Origin of the sequence: Albidovulum sediminicola (genome assembly GCF_025751575.1) — a bacterium.
Taxonomy (GTDB): Bacteria; Pseudomonadota; Alphaproteobacteria; order Rhodobacterales; family Rhodobacteraceae; genus Albidovulum; species Albidovulum sediminicola.
Genome location: NZ_JAOWLA010000003.1, coordinates 90,915 through 107,780, shown reverse-complemented (window position 1 = coordinate 107,780; position 16,866 = coordinate 90,915). Strand labels below are relative to the sequence as shown.

Annotated in this window: 16 protein-coding genes; 9 read left to right on the top strand and 7 right to left on the bottom strand. The window is 66.0% G+C overall.

Annotated elements, in window-relative coordinates; genetic code table 11:
- Nucleotides 1-6: 6 nt before the first annotated feature.
- The gene (locus OE647_RS04275) at nt 7-2,112 is read right to left on the bottom strand and encodes a S8/S53 family peptidase (protein ID WP_263720424.1); all 2,106 of its coding nucleotides are present in this window, start codon (nt 2,110-2,112) and stop codon (nt 7-9) included.
- A 370-nt stretch (nt 2,113-2,482) separates the two neighbouring features.
- On the opposite strand from OE647_RS04275, the gene OE647_RS04270 reads away from it, so the two are divergent.
- The 8 genes from OE647_RS04270 to OE647_RS04235 all read left to right on the top strand — a co-directional run bounded on the left by OE647_RS04270 (nt 2,483) and on the right by OE647_RS04235 (nt 9,649).
- Complete coding sequence (locus OE647_RS04270; RefSeq protein WP_263720423.1) at nt 2,483-3,361, top strand: MurR/RpiR family transcriptional regulator; 879 nt, start codon at nt 2,483-2,485, stop codon at nt 3,359-3,361.
- A gap of 31 nt (nt 3,362-3,392) precedes the next feature.
- Nucleotides 3,393-4,178, top strand: coding sequence for an ABC transporter substrate-binding protein (locus OE647_RS04265; RefSeq protein ID WP_263720422.1), 786 nt, complete (start codon nt 3,393-3,395; stop codon nt 4,176-4,178).
- Nucleotides 4,179-4,211: 33 nt separating this feature from the next.
- A complete protein-coding gene (locus OE647_RS04260) occupies nt 4,212-4,925 on the top strand; it encodes an ABC transporter permease (RefSeq protein WP_263720421.1) in 714 nt (237 codons plus the stop codon).
- On the top strand, nt 4,922-5,656 hold the full coding sequence (locus OE647_RS04255) for an ABC transporter permease (protein WP_263720420.1): 735 nt from the start codon (nt 4,922-4,924) through the stop codon (nt 5,654-5,656). Before OE647_RS04260 ends, OE647_RS04255 begins: the two co-directional genes overlap by 4 nt.
- Nucleotides 5,653-6,411, top strand: a complete 759-nt coding sequence (locus OE647_RS04250; protein ID WP_263720419.1) for an ABC transporter ATP-binding protein — start codon at nt 5,653-5,655, stop codon at nt 6,409-6,411. Before OE647_RS04255 ends, OE647_RS04250 begins: the two co-directional genes overlap by 4 nt.
- A gap of 30 nt (nt 6,412-6,441) precedes the next feature.
- Nucleotides 6,442-7,596 (top strand): o-succinylbenzoate synthase, encoded by a 1,155-nt coding sequence (gene menC, locus OE647_RS04245; protein ID WP_263720418.1) that lies wholly within the window; start codon nt 6,442-6,444, stop codon nt 7,594-7,596.
- Complete coding sequence (locus OE647_RS04240) at nt 7,593-8,330, top strand: GNAT family N-acetyltransferase (protein ID WP_263720417.1); 738 nt, start codon at nt 7,593-7,595, stop codon at nt 8,328-8,330. Before menC ends, OE647_RS04240 begins: the two co-directional genes overlap by 4 nt.
- 161 nt (nt 8,331-8,491) lie before the next feature.
- Complete coding sequence (locus tag OE647_RS04235; protein WP_263720626.1) at nt 8,492-9,649, top strand: TIGR03862 family flavoprotein; 1,158 nt, start codon at nt 8,492-8,494, stop codon at nt 9,647-9,649.
- Here OE647_RS04235 and OE647_RS04230 read toward each other — a convergent pair.
- The 6 genes from OE647_RS04230 to OE647_RS04205 form a co-directional block, all read right to left on the bottom strand.
- Nucleotides 9,646-10,095, bottom strand: a complete 450-nt coding sequence (locus OE647_RS04230) for a GAF domain-containing protein (protein WP_263720416.1) — start codon at nt 10,093-10,095, stop codon at nt 9,646-9,648. The two genes, OE647_RS04235 and OE647_RS04230, sit on opposite strands and share 4 nt — an antisense overlap.
- A 63-nt stretch (nt 10,096-10,158) precedes the next feature.
- Complete coding sequence (locus OE647_RS04225; RefSeq protein WP_263720624.1) at nt 10,159-10,746, bottom strand: glutathione S-transferase family protein; 588 nt, start codon at nt 10,744-10,746, stop codon at nt 10,159-10,161.
- Nucleotides 10,747-10,834: 88 nt separating this feature from the next.
- The gene (holA, locus tag OE647_RS04220; protein ID WP_263720415.1) at nt 10,835-11,860 is read right to left on the bottom strand and encodes a DNA polymerase III subunit delta; all 1,026 of its coding nucleotides are present in this window, start codon (nt 11,858-11,860) and stop codon (nt 10,835-10,837) included.
- Nucleotides 11,857-12,354, bottom strand: coding sequence for an LPS assembly lipoprotein LptE (gene lptE / locus OE647_RS04215; protein WP_263720414.1), 498 nt, complete (start codon nt 12,352-12,354; stop codon nt 11,857-11,859). The genes holA and lptE overlap by 4 nt, the downstream gene beginning before the upstream one ends.
- Nucleotides 12,341-14,896, bottom strand: a complete 2,556-nt coding sequence (gene leuS / locus OE647_RS04210) for a leucine--tRNA ligase (RefSeq protein WP_263720413.1) — start codon at nt 14,894-14,896, stop codon at nt 12,341-12,343. Before leuS ends, lptE begins: the two co-directional genes overlap by 14 nt.
- Nucleotides 14,897-14,977: 81 nt before the next feature.
- A complete protein-coding gene (locus tag OE647_RS04205) occupies nt 14,978-15,523 on the bottom strand; it encodes a DUF3576 domain-containing protein (protein WP_263720412.1) in 546 nt (181 codons plus the stop codon).
- A gap of 256 nt (nt 15,524-15,779) precedes the next feature.
- On the opposite strand from OE647_RS04205, the gene OE647_RS04200 reads away from it, so the two are divergent.
- Nucleotides 15,780-16,775 (top strand): porin, encoded by a 996-nt coding sequence (locus tag OE647_RS04200; RefSeq protein ID WP_263720411.1) that lies wholly within the window; start codon nt 15,780-15,782, stop codon nt 16,773-16,775.
- Nucleotides 16,776-16,866 lie beyond the last annotated feature (91 nt).

The window sequence follows — 16,866 nt, the reverse complement described above, 5'->3', positions numbered from 1 at the left end:
CCGCACCTAGCACGTTCGGCGCCGCGCGATCTTCTGACCGGGCCAATCGAACGCCAGCGTCCCCCGCCCCAACTGCAGATCGGGCTTCGCATGGTGCGAGCCCCCCCGTAGCAAGGCTCTAACGTCGACATCCGTTCCGCTCTTCATCTGGCCGAACTGCCGGACGATCGCACGCGTGACCTGGGGCGCTGCGGCGCTGCTGCCCTGGAAGAGAGCCGAAGACCCGGAATAGGTTCCTGTCGCAAGCACCCCGGGATGGGCCCAGCCTTCTTCCGAAATCGCCCCGATATCCGGCGTCTGGCGCGGACGCGACGGCAGTGTGTCGGCCACCCCCGCGCCCGCATAAAGCGCGGCCCATGGCGGGGCCCCTGCGCCGATCGCCGCGCCCACGACGATGAAGTTCTGCTCACCCGACGTAGCATAGGCGGAAATCGTTCGCTGCCGTGTCACCGGCCCCGTTCCGGGCAGCGTCCAGTCGGCCGTGGCGGGGTCGTAGGCGCCCACGCCCTCATGATCGAGATAGGCCTGCCGGCCGTAGGCCGGGAAGGCGCTTGGCGTGTCGTCGCGCTGGACGCCGATCGTGACGAACTGCCGGCGTTTGGACGTGTTGGTGATCATGAGGCCGTATTCCCCGGCCGGCGCGACGATGTCGGGCGTTTCGTGGTCCAGCGTCGGTCCAAGGGCGAGGACAACTCGGCGCCGCCCGTTTGGAAGATCCGTGTCATAGACCCGCCCGACGATCCGCGGGGGCGGTCCGTCCTCGGTCACGTCCCAGATCGCGGCGCCCGTCAGATCCGCCGCAAGCACTTCGCCGTTCGGCAGCGTGAGCGTGAAGCGCGCGGGCTCCTGCTGTTCGAGCCAGATCTCCACGAAGGTCGCGGACAGGTCCTCGGGCTGGACGCGCAGGGAAACCCGAGCGGTCTTGCCGGGGGGCAACCACTTCTCTGCGTGGCAATCGGCCCGGTATCCGTTGCCCGCCGGAAACACGACGGCGGTCGGAATGCCCTTGCCACCGGCGTTGCGCAACCTAACAAGGCGGGCGATCTCGGCTTCCAAGAACCCCGTCCCGTCCTTCGGTCCGGCCAGGATGCCGTAGCTGATGTTGATCACCACCGGCGCCCGGACTGTCTTGCCACCTTCGGTCCACCGGTCGGCCCAGTCCAGGATGCGCTGAACGGCCATCAGGATGAAGACATCCAGGCGTGCCCCCCAGGTTTCCTGTGTGGCCAGCCTTGGCAGTTGCACGCCAATGATGGGCTGATCGCGGCGCTCGTCCTCCATGGGGTAACCGGCTGCGATCTCGGCGACGTGGGTCCCGTGGCTGGCCAGAAAGTCGAAGGGCCGTGCAAGGGCGGGATCGCGGATGTCGTTCGCCCCCATGGGCTCGGGCGTGCGGCCGATCGATCTGATCCCGTCGGGGTAGTACTTTGCGTAGATCTCGGGCTCGGTCAGGCCCGGCGAAAGCATCCGGTCCATATCGCCCTTGCCCCAGATTGTCCCGATCTCGACGGGACTGCTGCTCTCGCCCACGATCGGCTGCCCCTGGGCCCAGAACCAGTGGAACCGCGATTCGCTTTCGCCGCTTCTGAAGCTCGTGTTGGCGAATCCGATGAAGTCGTCGATGACCGCGGTCACGACGCCATCCCCCCGGCGGTTTCCGCGCGCCTGATAGGAGGAAGGCCAGCCGATGAACTTTTCGACGAACGCCATGGGAATAGCCGGGCCGACATGCAGCACCGAGTAAAGCTGGGTGGAGCCTTCACTCAGCGGGACGTAGGCATCCGTCTCCGGCCGGAAGGCGAAAAGGCGCAGATATTCTTCCGGGACCGGATCGCAGGGTTCCAGACTTGCGACCCAGGAGAGGATCGAATCCTCGAAGAGGCCAATGCGGAAGATTTGCCCCTGTTTCCGCGCTGCCTCCCTCAGCTTCCTCGCCGAGATCCGGGGATCGCCTTCCAACTGCAGATAGACCGGCTGCCAGCGCCGCTTGTCGGGTTCTTTTTCGTGCGCAGGCACGGTCGCCTTTTCCCAGTTCTCGTAGGGGTCGATTTCGGCCGCCACGGCGCCAAATGTCTTTTTCGCGTCTTTGACCTCTCGAAGCTTGAACGCCATGGACCCACCTCCGCTTGGCAAGCGATCCGATCCCCGTCCCCCCGGGGCCCGGAACCTTCCGGCTCTTGCGGCGACCGCGTTCCGCGCAGCGCCGCTTGCTGGAGCGTCCGACCGTCATCGCAACCTTGGGGCCGAATGGCGGCGCGGCCTCTCCTTGTCAGAACAGATGAGCCAAGCGTCCTTCTTTTCTTGGGAATCAGCAAGCGTCTTGCGGCATCCGGGGGCGCGCCGCCGAACCTGAAACGACCACCGAAGGGCGCGCTGCAAGCTTCGCGGCGGCGCCCAAGAATGAAAGACATATTTATTTGTTGACGTAATGACAGAAATATTTCAACTTGAGTCCTGAAGATCGAAAGTGAAGGCCCCGCCCTTGAACCAGCCTCTGAAGATTCGGCTCGACAATGCTCTGAACAAGGGCTCGAAGGCTGATCGGAAGATCGCCAATTTCATGATGAGCGGCCTGTCCGAACTGCCGTTCGAGACGGCCTCCAGCATCGCCAAGAAGGTGGAGGTCAGCGAGGCCACGGTCGGCCGGTTCTGCCGCTCACTCGGATATACGAGCTTCAAGAACCTCAAGGATCATCTCAAGAACGATATCGGGGATCACCCCTGGCTCATGAGCGACCGCCTGCGGGAGTTGCAGGGCAACGAGATTGCCGGGGACGCCGCGCTGGCGAGCGGGATGGAGCTGGAGATCGCGGGCCTGGTCAGCGTCTACGAGCTTGCCCGCACCCCCGAATGGCGCCGCGCGGTCAAGCGGCTGGCCACCCGCGACTGCGTCCATGTCGCAGGATTTCAGACCGAGCGCGGGATCGCGCAATACTTCGCGAACCAGCTGCAATATATCCGCGATCGCGTGACCCTGCTCGACCTCGCGGGCGGCAATTTCATCGAAACGCTCGCGACGGATCAGGACGCCTGCCTGGTGATCTTCGAGGCGCGGCGGTATTCGCGGCTGGCGAAGCTCCTCGCGCAGGAGGCGCGCGCAGCCGGGATTCCGGTCACGCTGGTCACCGACGTCTTCTGCGACTGGGGGCACGCCGTCGCCGACGAGGTTTTCGCCGTGCGGACCCAGTTTCACCAGTTCTGGGACTCGACCGCGCTGATGGCGAGCCTTTCGAACCTGCTCATCCACGGCGTATTCACCGAGCTCGGCCCCGAGGTCGACAACAGGCTCGACAAGATCGCGCGACTTTACGGACGCTTCACGGGTCATGTCGGTGCGCCGCAGGCCCAGGTGGAAAATTGACGACGACAAGCATGCAACCGGGAGAAAACGCATGAGACTCTGGAACACCATCGCCGCGACACTCGCCCTGGCCGCGGCCGGCGGGGCGACGGCCACCGCCGTATCGGCCGAAACGCTGCGGCTGGGCACGGAAGGCGCCTACCCCCCCTTCAACTACATCGAAGCGAACGGCGAGATCGCCGGCTTCGACGTCGAGATCGGGCAGGAGCTTTGCAAGCGCATGGGCGCCGAATGCGAAGTCGTGGCCCAGGACTGGGATGGCATCATTCCGGGCCTTCTGGCCAACAAGTACGACTTCATCATCGCGTCGATGTTCATCACCGAAGAGCGCAAGAAGCAGGTGGATTTCACCGATCCCTACTATCTTGCCGCGATGACCCATGTCCTTCCGAAAGGCTCGGACATCACCGAATTCACCAATGAGACGCTTTCGGACAAGGTCATCGGCGCCCAGTCCGGAACCACCCAGGCGGATTACGTCGAGGCGACCTATCCCGACGCGGACATCCGGCTTTACCCGACCCAGGACGAGGTGAACCTCGACATGGCCAGCGGCCGGATCGACGTGCAGGTCGGCGACATGCTCCCCATGCTCGACTGGACCACCAAGACCGAGGACGGCAGCTGCTGCGAACTGGCGGGTGAGCCGATCACCGATCCGGCCTTCGTGGGCGAAGGCGTCGGCATCGCCGTGCGCCAGGAAGATGACGAGCTGCGCGAGAAACTGAATGCAGCACTCGCCGAAATTCGTGCCGACGGCACCTACAAGGCGATCAACGACAAGTATTTCGACATCGATGTCTATACGATGAAATGATGCGAACCGTCCCCCCGACCAAGGGTCTGACCCATGTATGAACTGTTCTCATATGGAGATGCCGGCTGGGGGGATGAAATCCTGCGGGGGCTCGCGATCACCGTCCAACTGGCGGTCGTGACGCTTCCCGTGGGGCTCTTCCTCGGTTTCCTCGCGGCCTTCGCGTCGATGTCGAAATGGCGGCCGCTGCGCGTTCTGGGCTTCGGCTATACGACCGTCATGCGCGGCCTGCCGGAGATACTGACGCTCTTCGTCGTCTACAACGGCGCGGGGCTATTGCTGAACGTGATCCTGCGCTGGTGGAGCCCGGAGGCCCCTCCGACCGATTTCAGCCCCTTCGCCGCCGGGGTCATCGCGCTCGGCATGGTGTTCGGGGCCTTCGCGGGCGAGGTGCTGCGCGGGGCGTTCCAGTCGCTCGACATTGGCCAGATCGAGGCCGGTCGCGCCATCGGCATGACCAACCGCCAGATCTTCCTTCGGATCCAGTTGCCGCAGGTCTGGCGCTTTGCCCTGCCGGGGCTTGGCAACCTCTGGATCAACATGCTCAAGGACACGGCGCTGGTCTCCGTCATCGCGCTGGATGACCTGATGCGGATGACGAAGGTTGCCGTCGGCGTCACCAAGCAGCCCTTCACCTTCTACCTGCTGGCCTGCCTGATCTACTGGGTGATGTGCGTGCTGTCGGAATTGGTCCTGGCGAAGCTGGAGCGGCGCGCCAATCGCGGCATCCGGAGGGTCACCTCATGAACCCGATCGAGATCCTCATCGACTACTGGCCGCGGCTTCTGGACGGCGCGCTGATGACGATCAAGCTGACGTTCCTGGGCGCGCTGATCGCGGCGCTGGTCTCGCCCGGCTTCGCGCTCATTCGCGTGCGTGTCTCGCCGCTCGCGCAGGCGCCGCTCCGGCTCTATGTCTCCTTCATGCGGGGCACGCCGATCCTCGCCCAGCTTTTCCTGATCTTCTACGGGTCCGGCCAGTTCCGGCCCGCGCTGGAGGACTGGGGTCTCTGGACCTTCTTCCGCGATCCGTTCAACTGCGCGCTGCTGGCCTTCGCCCTCAACTCCACCGCCTACCAGACAGAGATCCTGCGCGGCGGCATCATGGGCGTGCCGCAGGGCGAGATCGAGGCGGCCAAGGCCGTGGGCATGACGTGGCGCAAGACCCTGGCCCGCGTCGTCTTCCCCCACGCCTACCGCATCGCCTGGCCAGCGCTCGGCAACGAGTTCATCCTGCTGATGAAGGCCAGCGCGCTGGCCAGCGTCGTGACCGTCTTCGACCTGATGGGTCGCACGCGGCAGGTCTTTTCCAAGACCTTCGACTTCTCGGTCTACCTCTGGGCGGCACTGATCTACCTCTTCATGACCGCGGTCTTCGTCTTCGTCTGGCGCCAGGCGGAACGCTATCTGAGCCGTCACATCGAGGCCCGGGAACGGCCCCGCACCACCACCCCAACCGTCAAGGGAACCCAGGCATGACCCAGCCCGACATCATCTTGCAGGCAGAGGACATCCACAAATCCTTCGGCAACCTCGAAGTCCTGAAAGGGATCTCGCTCAAGGCGCGCAATCACGACGTGATCTCGATCCTGGGCTCCTCGGGGTCGGGCAAATCGACCTTCCTGCGCTGCCTGAATTTCCTTGAAATCCCAACCTCCGGCAAGGTGACCATTCTGGGCGAGGAAATCCTCGTGAAGAACGGCAAGCCGCAAAGCGCCCGCCATATCGAGCAGATCCGCGCCCGGCTGGGCATGGTGTTCCAGCAATTCAACCTCTGGACCCACCGCACGGTTCTGGAAAACGTCATGGAGGGCCCGATCCACGTCAAGGGCACGTCCAAGGCGGAGGCCCGCGACAAGGCCGAAGCCCTTCTGAAGCGCGTCGGGCTGGAGGAGCGGATGCAGATGTATCCCTCGCAGCTTTCCGGCGGACAGCAGCAGCGTGTGGCCATCGCCCGGGCGCTGGCCATGGAGCCGGAGGCCATCCTCTTCGATGAGCCGACCTCGGCGCTTGACCCGGAACTGGTCGGCGAGGTGCTGAAGGTAATGCAGGACCTTGCCGCCGAGGGGCGCACGATGATCGTCGTGACCCATGAAATGGGCTTCGCGCGCGACGTTTCCTCCGAAGTGGTCTTCCTCCACCAGGGGCGCATCGCCGAGCAGGGCCCGCCCGAAGAAATGTTCACCAATCCCAAGACCGAGGTCTTCGAGCGGTTCATCGCCAAGGTTCGATAGACACCTCCAACAGAGTGCAAAGTGCCAGACATGCTAGAAAAAACCGACACGCCGCAGGCCGTGACGCCGCGCGGCGGCATCCTGATCGAAGCGGCCGAACTGCGCGTCGTCAGCCTGCCGCTGCTGACGCCCTTCGTCATCTCGACCGGCACGATGACGGCCAAGACCTTCCCCTTGCTGGTCCTACGGGGCGAGGGGCTGGAGGGTATCGCCGAGGGCGTCATGGACCCGACGCCCGACTACCTTGAGGAAACCGTGCCCGGCGCTATGGCCTTCCTGCGCGATGTCCTCTTGCCGCGCATCGTCGGCAAACGGTTCGCCTCGCCCTATGAACTGGCGCCGATCCTCGATCCCTGGCGCGGCAATCGCATGGCCAAGGCCGTGGTGGAGATGGCGTTCTGGGACCTCTGGGCCAAAAGCCTGAACATCCCGCTCAAATCCGCGCTTGGCGGCGTTCGCGACGCCGTCGATGTGGGCGTCAGCCTTGGCATCGCGCCGGTCGCGAAGACCCTGGAGCGCGTCGAGGAGGCGGTGGCGCAGGGCTACAAGCGCACCAAGCTCAAGATCGCGCAAGGCCATGACATCGCGATCGTGGCCGCCGTGCGCGAACGCTTCCCCGATATCAAGCTGACCGTGGACGCCAACACCGACTACGGGCTGACGGATCTCCCGGTGCTGCGGGCGTTGGACGCGTTCGGGCTGGACTACATCGAACAGCCGCTGGCCCATGACGACATCCACGACCACGCCCAGCTTCAGGCGGCGCTGAAGACCGCGATCTGCCTTGACGAGAGCATCCGCACCCCCGTCGATGCCCGAAAGGCGCTTGAGGCGCGCGCGACGCGGGTAATCAACATCAAGGTCGGCCGCGTCGGCGGTTTCGCCGCGGCCCGCGCCATCCATGACATCAGCGCCGCCTCCGGCGCGCCGGTCTGGTGCGGCGGGATGCTTGAAAGCGGCATCGGTCGGGCGCACAACATCCACCTCGCCACGCTTGCGAACTTCACCAAGCCGGGCGACACGTCGAGCGCCAGCCGCTATTTCAAGCGCGACATCATCAACGAACCGCTCGAAGCCGCCGAGGGCCGGATGCCGGTCCCGCTGAACGGCGCCGGGATCGGCGTGACGCTGGACCGCGCCTTTCTCGAAACCGTCTCGGACCAGTCCGAGGAGATCCGCCCATGAACATCGCCGGCGACGGGCTGATCCTGCGCGAACTGAGCGGGGTGGCGGAACTCAAGGCCTCCGAGGCGTTTCAGAGGACGGTCTGGGGCGAGGACGATCCGGCCGATAACTCCGACCTCATGCTGGCCATCGCGCACGAAGGCGGGCTTGTGGCGGGGGCCTTCAAGGACGGGCGGATGCTCGGGTTCCTCTTCGGGTTTCCCACCCGCGACCCCAAGGTGCAGCATTCCCATCGGCTGGCGGTCCACCCGGACAGCCGCGGCATGGGGCTGGGCCTGAAGCTCAAGTGGTTCCAGCGCGACTGGTGCCTGGCGCGCGGCATCACACTCGTGCGCTGGACCTACGATCCCTTGCGGCGCATCAACGCGGGGCTGAACATCACGCGGCTGGGTGCGACGGCGGGAACCTACTACACCGACTATTACGGCAAGATGGAGGGGATCAACGCCGGGGTCGCCTCCGACCGCCTGCTGGCCGAATGGCATCTGACGGCGCCGGGCGTGCAGCGCCGCGCCGAGGCGCCAGAGGCATCCATGGACCTGCCGGAGACGCCCTTGACCCGGCGCGTCATGATCCCGGAGGACTTCGGCGCGCTGCTGTCAAACGACCTGCCCCGCGCGGTTTCGGAACGGCTTCGCGTGCGCGCGGCGCTGACCTCGGCCTTCGACGAGGGTTATCGCATCACCGGCTTCGACATGAAGACGAGAGAATATCTGCTGACCCCGCCGGGATGACCCCGCCCGTGTAACCGCGCCCGTGTAACCACGCCGGACGGGCGCTGAGGCGGGGCATCGGCGCGACCTCTCCGCCACCTCTGCGCCCTTGCTCTCGGGCGCTGTCCTTGCGACAGGAGGGGGGGAGAGGGAGAGGGTCGGATTTGCCGGAAATCGAACGTATCGACGCGCTGGTGATCGGCGCAGGCCCAGCCGGGCTGATGGCGGCCGAGGCGCTCGCCCGCGCCGGGCGGCGCGTCGTGGTCACCGAGGCCAAGCCCAGCCCCGCGCGCAAGTTCCTGATGGCGGGCAAATCCGGGCTGAACCTGACCAAGGACGAACCGGCTGAGGATTTCGCCCGCCGGATCAGCGCCCCCTGGATGCGGCCGATGCTCGCAGACTTCGGCCCGCAGGAAGTCATAGCCTGGGCGCGCGGACTTGGTCAGGAGGTGTTCTCCGGCTCCTCCGGCCGGGTGTTCCCGGTGACGATGAAGGGCTCGCCGCTCCTGCGCGCCTGGCTGGCGCGACTTTCCGGCCTTGGGGTCGAGTTGCGGACGCGCTGGCGGTGGACGGGGTTCGAGGGGCAGGCCCTCTCCTTCGAAACACCTTCAGGGCCTGCTCTCATGGCCCCGGCCTCGACCGTTCTGGCGCTCGGCGGCGCCAGTTGGCCGCGGCTCGGCTCCGACGCGGCCTGGGTGCCCTGGCTTGCAGCAAAGGGGGTGGGAATCGCCCCCTTCCGGCCCGCGAACATGGGGTTCGCCGTGGACTGGTCGGCGCATCTTGCGCCGCATTTCGGCACGCCGATCAAAGGCGTCGCGCTTCTGGCGGGTCCGCAGCGCGAACGGGGCGAGTTCGTGATCTCCGCCCGCGGGATCGAGGGCGGCGGAGTTTACGCCGTCTCAGCCGCCGTCCGCGACGGGGTGGAACTCGCGCTCGACCTGCTGCCCGATCTGGACGTGGCCGAAGTCTCCTCCCGGCTTGCGCGCGCCAAGGGCAAGGACAGCACGGCCAACCGGCTGCGCAAGGCGCTTGGCCTTGTTCCGGCGAAGATCGCGCTCGTCATGGAATGGGGCCGCCCCCTGCCCGAGGGCACAGCCCTGGCGCGGCTTCTGAAGGCTCTACCTGTTCGCCATGCCGGCCCCCGGCCCATCGCCGAGGCGATATCCTCCGCCGGCGGGGTGCTTCATGACAGCCTGACCGAGGGGCTGGAGCTGAAGGCGCTGCCCGGTCACTTCGCCTGCGGCGAGATGCTGGACTGGGAAGCGCCGACCGGGGGATACCTGCTGACGGCCTGCCTTGCGACCGGGCTCTGGGCGGGGCGCCATGCGGCGGCGCCTTAGCCGCCGATCAGGTCCATCGCAGCGATCTGGGCCAGAAGCGCGGGACGATGGCGGGCGACCAGCGCCTCGAACGCGGCAACACGGGCGGGGGTGAAATGCCCTTCGGCATCCAGGATGTTGACGGTGCCCACCACTGCGCCCGCGCCATCGAAGACCGGAATGTTCAGCGCCGCGTGACAGCCCAGCGCATTGATCTGCGCATGATCGGGGAAAAGCGGGGCGAACTCCGCCGTCGTGTTGGCGATGAAGCTCTGGCCACCATCGACGACATGGCGCGTCCAGGCGTCATCGCCCATCGGCTTGGTGCCGGAAACCGGATAGTCCTCCGGATGCGAGCTATAGGCCCGCCGGAACAGCCGCGCCTTCGGGTCGTGAACGGTCAGGGTGAAAAGCCGCGCGCCCAAGGGGGCGCAGTCCGCATGCAATGCCGCGAAGGCGTCAACCATCCCGATCCTCCCCTTGCCACCGCGCCAGACCTAAGCCGCGCGGCCTGCACGACGCGGCGGTCATCAGCGCGCCATCGCCCGCTTGAAGGCGGGCCGCGCCCGCATCCGTTCGAGGTAAAGCGACAGCTTGTGGTCGACGATGGGGAAGCGCGCGGTCAGCGCCCAGTTGCCGCAATGTGTCAGGATGATATCCGGCACGGTCATCTGCGCGCCCATCAGGAACGGCCCCTCGCCCATGCGGTGCATGAGCGTCTTCTGGCTGCGCTCGAACTCCCACCTGAGGGAATCCTTGATCGCGCTCTGGCGCAACTCCTCCGGCAGGACGAAGCTGTGGCGCGCCGCCATCCAAAGTGCTGCGTCGAACTCATCGAGCAGAAACTGGGTCAGGCTGTCCTGGCGCGCCCGGTCGAGGGTTCCCGCCCGATAGGTCAGGCGCCCGTGCTTGTCGGCCAGATACTGGATGATGGCGGTCGAATCGGTGATCGGCGTGCCGTCCTCGATCAGGACCGGGATCTTGCCCGCCGGATTGAACTCCACCACCCCTTCCGAGCGCGGCGTCGCGGCGACATGCTTGAACGGTTCTTCCAGTTCTTCGAGCATCCACAGCACGCGGGCGGCGCGGCTTTTGGAGGTTCCGATCACGGTATACATGGAATTTTCGTTCCCGAGGCAGGTGGTCTTGCCCCCCATGGAGACATGCACCGCGATGATGCGCAAGGGCGTTCGCGGCCGTTGTGGCCTAACGGGACCGCCCCAGCATGGCCAGCCGCAGCAACGCCCGTTCCATCACCGCCATCGCGGGCGCGCGCGAGGACGAGCGCAGCGTCAGGTCCGTGTCGGTCAGAATCGCCAGCGCCTGTTCCAGCTTGCGAAGCCCCCAGGTCTGCGCCTGGCGCTGCATCGCCTCACGGTGCTTGAAGATGACCGGCGGGCGGGCACGCGCGATCCCCGCCGAAGCCCCGCCGGGATCGGCCGCGGCCAGGTGCAGCACCCGAAAATGACGGGTCGCGGCGATGCAAAGCGACACCGCGCCCATCCCCTGCCCCGAAAGCCGCTGGACCAGGCTGCCGATCCGTTCCGGCCGGCCATCGGCGGTGGCGTGGATCAGATCGTCCAAACCGGCCTCGATCGTGGCGGGGGCGCAAAGCTCCACCTCCGCCGGGGTCAGGGGCGTGCTGTCGCCGAACTTGTAAAGCGCGACCTTTTCGACCGTCTGGCGAAAGTCACCGGGGTCGAGGTCCCGCGAGAGGCCGACAAGCTCCGCCATCGCGTCGCGGCCCACGTCCTTCAGACCCGCACGCGCCAGCGTCGCCTCGATCTCTTCGCGGCTGGGCGGATCGTCATAGATCCCGATCGAATAGGCGTTGGGATGCTTCTCGAAAAGCGCCCGTAGCGCGGATTTCGCCGCAAGCGGTCCGGCGGTCACGACGACGGCGGCATCGCCCGGGCGCCAGTCCGACAGCGCCGCGGCGACCACGGGTGCCAGACCGTCTGTGGCGTCCTCGACCAGAACGACGCGCGGGCCGGGGAAGAACCCCTGCGCCTTCGCGGCATCCAGAAGCATCGCGTGATCCTTGCGCAGGTCGCCGGCCGCGATCCGGGTCAGGCGCATCTCCGCCTCGCCTTCCGGGCCGACAAGCGCCGCCACGACCTCCTGCCGGCGCAGCGCGATGCGCATGGCGTCTTGTCCGAAGATCAGAAGCCCGGTCCGGTCCGGTTCGGGACGCGCGAAGTAGCGCGCCGCCGCCGCGCCGGTCAGCTTCACGCATCCCTCCACTCGGTGGAGGTCGCGAGCAGGCGGGTGACAATCTGATCCGCCAGGAGCCGCATCAGGCGCTGATAAGCGGCGGCGCGGGCCGTTTCGGTCGAAACCGCGGTGCCGGTCGCGGAATAGGCGGTGAAGGTGGCGACCTTGCCTGCCGTCAACTCGCGCCCAGTCGCCGCATCGCGCAGCACGAAGGCGACGGAGCCATCGATGTTGAACCGTGTCGTCGTATCCTCCGGGGTGATCCCGAGCCCGGTTTCGCCGGTCTCGATCCGGTAGGAGAGCCTGTAGACCGGTGACTTGGTGCGGCCCAGGCGTTCTTCGAGCCGCTCCACCAGGTCGAAGCCATTGCGGTCCTCGGGCGCCTCGACGCTCACGCTGTCGAGCATCCCGGCCGCGGCCCCGCCCGGACCGTAGGCCGGGCGGAATCCGCAGGCCGCCAGCGGCAGCGCGGCAAGAAGGCTCAGGAACTGGCGGCGGTCAGACCACGACATTGACGATGCGCCCCGGGACAACGATCAACTTCTTGACCGGTTGGCCGGCCAGGAACTTGATCACAGCATCGTCGGCCAGCGCGATCTTTTCAACCTCTGCCGGCGGCATGTCCTTGGGAACGACAATTTCCGCGCGGCGCTTGCCATTGATCTGGATCGGCAGCGTCACCGTATCCTCGACCAGCATCGCCGGATCGGCCTTGGGCCAGGGGGCTTGGGCCACAAGCCCGGCGCCCCCCAGCATCGACCAGATATCCTCGGCCAGGTGCGGGACCATCGGCGACATGAGCTGCGCCATCGTCAGCATCGCCACCCGCTTGGCCTCGGCCGAGGCGTCGGATTTCGAGAAGGTGTTGGTGAATTCGTAAAGCTTCGCCACCGCCTTGTTGAAGGCGAAGCCCTCGATCCCGGCCGTCACTTCCGCGATGGTCTTGTGCATCGCCTTCAAAAGCGCCTCGTCCTGGGCCGGGTTGCCCGCGCCGCGCGTGGTGACCTCATGCGCTAGCCGCCAGACGCGGGACAGGTGCTTGTGCGTCGCATCCGCGCCCGAGGCGGTCCATTCCACGTCCCGCTCGGGGGGGCTGTCGGACATCACGAACCAGCGCGCGGTGTCGGCGCCGTAGCGGGTGATGATGTCCATCGGATCGACGACGTTCTTCTTCGACTTCGACATCTTGATCGAGGGGCCGACCTCGACCGGGGTGCCGTCCTTGAGCCGCGCGCCTGCGTCTTCGCGGACCACGTCCTCCGGCAGTTGCCAGACCGGCCGGCCGTCGGCGCCACGGGTCGCGTAGGTCTCGTGCGTGACCATGCCTTGCGTGAAGAGCGCGTTGAAGGGCTCAATCGCCTTTTCCGGCAGGTGGCCGCAGATCTGCATCGCGCGGGCGAAGAAGCGGGAATAGAGCAGGTGCAGGATCGCATGCTCGATCCCGCCGATATACTGGTCGACGTTCATCCAGTAATCGACATCGGCCGCGTCCGTCGGCGTTGCCGCGCGCGGCGAGGTGAAGCGCGCGTAGTACCAGGACGAATCGACGAATGTGTCCATCGTGTCGGTTTCGCGCCGCGCGGGCTTGCCGCAGGACGGGCAGGCGGTCGCGGCCCAGGTCGGGTGCCGGTCCAGCGGATTGCCAGGCTTGTCGAAGGTCACGTCATCGGGCAGGCGGACGGGCAGGTTTTCCTTCTTCTCGGCCACCACGCCGCAGTCGGCGCAATGGACGACCGGGATCGGGCAGCCCCAGTAACGCTGGCGCGAGATGCCCCAGTCGCGCAGGCGGTAGTTGGTGACGCCGCGGCCCACGCCCCTAGCCTCGCAGGCCTCGATGGCGGCGTTCACGGCCTCTTCGCCGGTCTGCACCTGCCCCCCCGCGAAGCCACGGACAAAGCGGACGCGCTCGGACTTCATCGGCACGAAGGCCTCGGTCAGGGCCGCCTCTTCCGCGCCCTCGGCCACGAAGACCGGCGGGATCGGCAGGCTATACTTGGTCGCGAAATCGAAGTCGCGCTGGTCGTGCGCGGGGCAGCCGAAGATCGCGCCGGTTCCGTAGTCCATGAGGATGAAATTGGCGATGTAGACCGGGAGTTCCCATTCGGGATCAAAGGGATGGCGGACCCGGATGCCGGTGTCCAACCCCTTCTTCTCGGCCTTTTCCAGCGCCTCTTCCGATGTGCCGATACGGCGGCATTCGGCTACGAACTCCGCGACCTTCGCGTCGCCTGTCTCAAGCGCCTTGGCCAGCGGATGATCCGGGCTTATCGCCGCGAAGGAGGCGCCCATCAGCGTGTCGGGCCGGGTCGTGTATACCTCAAGCCGGTCGAAGCCCTCGGGCGCGCCCAGCGTGTCGAAGGCGAATTGAAGCCCGCGCGATTTGCCGATCCAGTTGGCCTGCATCAGGCGCACCTTTTCCGGCCAGTCGTTGAGGCCGTCGAGCGCCTCAAGCAGTTCGCCCGCGAAATCGGAGATGCGGAAGAACCACTGCGTCAGTTCCCGCCGCTCCACCACCGCGCCCGACCGCCAGCCCTTGCCGTCGATCACCTGTTCGTTGGCCAGGACGGTCATGTCGATCGGGTCCCAGTTCACGACCGCGTTCTTGCGGTAGACCAGGCCCTTTTCCATGAAATCGATGAACATCGACTGCTGCTGACCGTAGTATTCCGGGTCGCAGGTCGCGAATTCGCGGCTCCAGTCGATGGACAGGCCCAAGGGCTTCATCTGGTCGCGCATCACGGCGATATTGCCGTAGGTCCATTCCTTGGGATGTCCGCCCCGCTCCATCGCCGCGTTTTCCGCGGGCATCCCGAAGGCGTCCCAGCCCATCGGATGCAGCACCGAGAACCCGCAGGAGGATTTGTAGCGCGCCACCACGTCGCCCATCGTGTAGTTGCGCACATGGCCCATGTGGATGCGCCCCGAGGGGTAGGGGAACATCTCCAGCACATAGTATTTCTGTCGGGTCTCGTCGCGCCGCGCGGTGAAGGCGCCGGCCGCGTCCCAGGCCTTTTGCCAGCGGGCTTCGGTGATAGCGGGATCGTAGCGCGACATGGGACCTTCCTTATGCGACTGCCGCGCGTGGTTATACCCGGCGGGTGGCGAAGGTCCAGAGATTAGCGGAGATGGCCGCCCTCAGAGATCGAGGTCGCGGATGCGCAGCTGACGGGCGCGGGTCAGAATAGCATCCTCGACCGAGCGCGCGACCTCGGCCGAGACCGGCCCGCCGCCGCGTGCGACCAGCGCCACCTTGAGCGAGCGGGCGTCCAGCGCGGGGTCCTGCACATAGATCGTCGCGCGATAGGAACGGCCGCCGCCCGGGGGCGTGCCATATCCGGTCACGATCACGCCGGTGAAGGGATCGACGGATTCGACCGGCAGGAAGTTCAGCACCTCAAGCGAGGCCTGCCAAAGATACTTGTTCACCCGCACGGTCACATTGGGGTCGTCGGACTGGCCGAAGAGATCCCAGAGATTGCCGCGCTTCTTCTTGGGCTCGAAGGCCGCAAGCTCGGCACGCTGCTGATCGGCAAGGGCGCGCTGATCAAGGGTTTCCTGGTCGAGGGTCGGCTGGCGCCGCTTGAACCAGCCGCTATCGCCGCTGGCGATTCCCCCGCACGCGGTCAAGGACACAAGGCAGCCGCCCAGAATCGCTTTACGCACCATGCTCCGGATCGTCATTCCGCCGTCCTCGTCTGCCGTTCAACGCTGTCTAGCCGAGCGGCCGCGCGCGAACAAGGCTTTTCCGGCAAAGGCGTTAGGGGGATAAAAAGGGGCCGGCCGGGCATACTGTGGCAACTCTGCACCATCAGCCCCGATCTTCCCGAAGAGCAAACCGTTTCCGTTGCAATGCGACCGGCATGGAGGGAAATAGACGCATACCCAATTCGGATTCCCCTGAGTTGGGCCTACCTTTGACACAACGAGGGAAAACGAAATGAAAAAGGTTCTTCTCGCTTCCACCGCGCTCCTCGGCTTCGCCGGCGCCGCGGCTGCGGAAGTTTCGCTCTCCGGCTACGCCGAAATGGGCATCTTCGGCGGTAGCGATGTGGAGACGCAGTTCCACAACGATATCGTCATCAACTTCAACATGTCCGGCTCGACCGACAACGGTCTGGAGTTCGGCGCGAAGGTTCAGCTCGACGACACCAACGGCTCGCACACGCCGAACGGTCTGCCGAAGTTCGACGACGAAGCCGTCTGGGTTTCGGGTTCGTTCGGCAAGATCACCCTGGGTGAGACCGACGGCGCCTATGACTGGGCCCTGCAGGAAATCTACTCGGGCACCTCGCTGTTCGACGACCACTCGACCCACGCGGGCGCCTACTGGTTCACCGGTCTTGACGGTGCGTATGACAACCAGATCATGCGCTACGAGTACTCCTTCGGCGACTTCGCGGTTGCGATCTCGGCCGAGCAGGACGATGGCCGCACCTCCACCCTCGGCAGCTGCGGCTATGACGGCGTGACCTTCCTCTGCCTCAAGCAGACCATGACCTCCGGCCGTGCCACGGGCGACACCATCCTCTCGATCGGTGGCAAGTGGTCGGGCAGCCTGTCCGGTGCGGACGTTCAGGTCGGCGTCGGCTACACCACCGCCAACGACGTTGATGAGTGGGGCGTGAGCGCCGCTGCTTCGCTGGCGAACGGTTTCTCGGTCAACGCTGGTTACGCTGACTTCTCCGCGACGGGCGTAAGCGCAGACTGGTGGGGCCTCGGCGCTGCTTACACCACCGGCGCGCTGCTGGTTGGCGTGAACTACGGCGAGTACGGCGGCGACGCCATGGGCAGCGGCTTTGGCCTGGTTGTGAACTACGACCTCGGCGGCGGCGCTGTGGCCATGCTCGGCTACGGTTCGTCCAGCGATGGTGGCTCCAGCTTCAACGGCAACGGCGAAGACACCTTCTCCGCCGGTCTGGGCCTCTCGTTCTAATCAGAACGTCAGCCAAGCTGAAGGAAGAGCGGGCCTTGTGCCCGCTCTTCTCTTTTTATGCCCCGGCTCAACTCGACTTGGCGCCGCCATG